Source organism: Bradyrhizobium altum (genome assembly GCF_020889705.1).
Lineage (GTDB): Bacteria > Pseudomonadota > Alphaproteobacteria > Rhizobiales > Xanthobacteraceae > Bradyrhizobium > Bradyrhizobium altum.
In genome coordinates, this window is record NZ_JACMYP010000466.1 from 1 (window position 1) to 3,399 (window position 3,399).

Here is a 3,399-nt window from a genome sequence, read left to right on the forward strand (position 1 = left end):
AGCCACAGGAATATGTTGTTGGGGCGCGCTGCGGCCCCAGCTTTTCTATCGATCGATAACGGTGGTTATGGGTCCCGGCGTTCGCCGGGACGACGACGGTATTGAGGGTGCGTGCAGCCTCAATCCACCACGATCTTGACGCGGTCCCGCGGCTTCACCTGGGCGTGGGCATCGAGGCCGTTGAGCACGCGGAAGCGCTCGGCCGGGTGATCGACGCCGGCCATGCGATGCGACAGCGATTCCACGGTGTCGCCGGGCTGCACGTTGATGACCTTGATGCGCAGCGGGCGCGCGGCCTGGATCTCGTCGAGCGTCAGGCGGCGGAACGAGTTGACGGTCTCGCGCGCGTTGCGCTCGCTCTCCGTCGATTTCTGCTTGGCGGCGAAGATGAAACGGTAGACGTCGCTGCCGAAGCGCAGCGCGTAGACCTTGAACTGCCACTGGTCGCCATGCGCGGTGGCCGATGCCGCCGGAAAGCCGTTGATGTTGAGATCCTCGGTCGAGGACTTCTCGACGCCTTCCATCCAGCCGGAATTCAGATAGTCGCCGAGCGACTGCTCGGCCGGCACCCGCACCACGTCGAAGCGCATCGCCTGGCTGCCGCCCTCGCGCACGCCGATCACCGCCTGTGCGGTGTTGTCGAGCGTGAAATTGTCGGGCGCGGTGAAGGTGAAGCCGAGCTTGGGATGCAGGAAGCGGCGGCCGCGCACAAAACCTTCGCTGGGGTCCTCGCCATAGACGATGTTGTCGATCGCGGCGAGATAGGTCTCGCGGTCGCGCTCGTTGCTCTCGGGCGATGAGTATTGCCGCGCGGTGGTCTGCGCATTGGAGATGCGCTCCGGCGTTGCCGGATGCGACGAGGTGAAATCCTGCGCACGCGGATCGAGCGCGGTCTTGCCGATCTTGAGCGCGGCATTGCGCTCCATCGCGGTCAGGAAGCGCGCCGCGCCGTAGGGATCGAAATGCGCACGCGCGGCGATCCCGACGCCGATGCCGTCGGCCTCGAACTCCTGCTGCCGCGAGAAGCTCGCCATCGTCAGCTTGGTCTTGGCGAGCGCCAGCGCCGTGAGGTCGGGATCGGTGCTCATGTCGGTGACGACGCGCGTCACCACCGCCGCCTGGCGCGCCTGGTCCTCGCGCATCGCGGCATGCTTGGCCAGCACATGCGCCATCTCGTGGCTCAGCACCGAGGAAAGCTCGGAGGTGTCGCTGGCGAGCGCGATCAGGCCGCGCGTGACGTAGAGCTGGCCGGTCGGCAGCGCGAAGGCGTTCACCGCGCCGGAATTGAGGATCGTCACCTTGTAGGCCTGGTCGGGCCGTTCGGACGCGGCGACCAGCCGGTCGACGGTCTTGCCGATCAGCGCCTCGAGCTTCGGGTCGTCATAGGCGCCGCCATAGGACGACAGGATGCGCTCATGCTCGCGCTCGCTGTTGGGCGTCTGCTGCACCACCCGGTTCGGCTTCACCGGCGCCGCCGCCGCGGTCGGCGCGACCTGCTCGAACCGGCCGACATTGCCGCAGGCCGACAGCGTCAGGGCCGCGCAGACGAGCGCCAGCGCAGCCGAAAGCCGGCGGCCAGTTCCATCTTCACGCCGTCCAGCGCGCTCAATCACGTCAAAAACCCACAAACTGTCCCGTAATCGGCCAGGCCGTGGCCTGTGGGCCCCTAGTTCCCGCCGAGTACTTCAATCTGCCCCACCCGGAGCAATTCGATTCGCGGCCCACGCCGTGCTTCCACCCAGCCTCGCACTCGAATCCTACGATTTTCCAGAGACTTGGGCGCAAGCCCGGCCGCCTCAAACGCAGGGACTATGCGCCTTGAAATAGTTAGAGCAAAGTCCCGTGTCCAGTTTCGGCCGAAATTCAGGTAGGTCGTCGCCCCCGCCCGACGCACGGACAAAACCCTGCCCTCAACGACGGTAAAGCGCCCGATCCCGGCCAAAATATCGTCCGGACTTTCGGCGTTTTTTATGACCGTGGCCTCGGCCCAGGTTCCCGATCGGGCGGCCCGCGCCTCGGCCTCCGCCGCCATTAGCGCCGTGGCGCAGTCTTTGTCGGCGATCTCGGACGACACCAGCGCGAGGCCCTGGCGCAGCAGCTCGCTTTGCACGGGCATCTCTTGGCCATCGAGGAATGCGTAGGCCGGCTGCCGTCCGTAGCGGTCCGGCGTGTCGTCCTGTCCGCGCACCGTCACCTCGCGGCCGATCAACAGCGCCGACAGCATCGCCGTGGTCTTCGCTCTGTCCGCCACCTCGATGCCGGCGAGCTTGACCTCGCGGCCGTCGTCCAGCCGCAGGCTGCGCGCATCGACCACAGCGGCGACGCGACCTTCGCCCTGAATCTCGAAATTGCATCCGGCCGCTTCGGCACGTCCGATGCACGCGACGATCGCGAGCGCGTACGCGGTCATCGCCACCGCCCGCGGACGGCGTTGCCATACTTTATCGCGTGAAGGCGTCATGCCGCACTCGTCACTCCGGCCCGCTCCGTTCGGCGCGTGGTCGCCGACGAGGACAGTCTGACGGAAAGATCGCCGCCGAGCCACAGGCGAAGCGAGGCCGGATCGGCGGGGCCGACCGTGATTCGGCGCCGCATGGCCGATGAATTCCTTGCAGCGCTTCTCATCGCGCGCAGCCATGAGATCCCTGTTTCACATCAATGCGTGGCCGCTGCGGGACGAACGCGTCTCGTATGTCCCTTGTCGTAACGAAGATTGGCGTTTGAACCTGCGCGGCGCGGTCGTCGTGCGCCTCAACCTTGCCCATTCATCATCTCAATTCCGTGCGCGGAATGAGAATTCGTTATTGTTGCCAACGACTTGCGGCGCAAGGTAATTAATCAGCAATTTCTAGAAACGGCGACCGATTGCGGTCGCTCACTCATATTGCCGAGGTCCTTGTGTCGAACCCAGTTGTTCTCACGCTGTCGACCAGCGATCCGCTCAGCGATTACCTCCTGCTCTACAACGCGATCTCGGCGATCAGCGTCGGCGGCGGGCTCGCATCGGCCAACACCGATTACGTCATCCACTTCTCGCTCTCGTCGGGCGCGCGCACGCTGCAGCTGCTTGACGATCTGCCGGCCATCAATCTGATGAACGGCTCGACGCTCACCTTCGACGGCAACTCCGACTACAACAATCACCTCGGTGGGCAGGACTACAGCGACGTCATCGACGCGCGTGGCTATCAAGGCTTCGTCGTCACCTCCGGCACGGTGACGTTCAAGAATCTCACCATCATCAACGCCGTTGCGAGCGGCGGCAATGGCGGCGTCGGCGGTGGCGGCGGCGGCGCGGGCCTCGGCGGCGGCCTGTTCGTCGGGCAGAATGCCGACGTCACGCTGAACAACGTTAATTTCGGCAACAATACCGCCAAGGGCGGTAACGGCGGCGTGGTC

2 protein-coding genes and 1 pseudogene are annotated in these 3,399 nt (G+C 65.3%); 1 reads left to right on the forward strand and 2 read right to left on the reverse strand.

Annotated elements, in window-relative coordinates:
• Positions 1–119 precede the first annotated feature (119 nt).
• On the reverse strand, positions 120–1,613 hold the full coding sequence (locus tag H8B02_RS46280) for a M48 family metalloprotease (protein ID WP_143046776.1): 1,494 nt from the start codon (positions 1,611–1,613) through the stop codon (positions 120–122).
• Between the two features lie 53 nt (positions 1,614–1,666).
• Positions 1,667–2,461, reverse strand: a complete 795-nt coding sequence (locus tag H8B02_RS46285) for a thermonuclease family protein (RefSeq protein WP_376711795.1) — start codon at positions 2,459–2,461, stop codon at positions 1,667–1,669.
• Positions 2,462–2,898: 437 nt separating this feature from the next.
• Here H8B02_RS46285 and H8B02_RS46290 point away from each other — a divergent pair.
• Positions 2,899–3,399: pseudogene (locus tag H8B02_RS46290) on the forward strand (hypothetical protein); the annotation flags it as partial.

Excerpts from the sequence above, each read along its gene's own strand:
- H8B02_RS46285 (WP_376711795.1), bottom strand. The coding sequence starts at position 2,461 with ATGACGCCTTCACGCGATAAAGTATGGCAACGCCGTCCGCGGGCGGTG.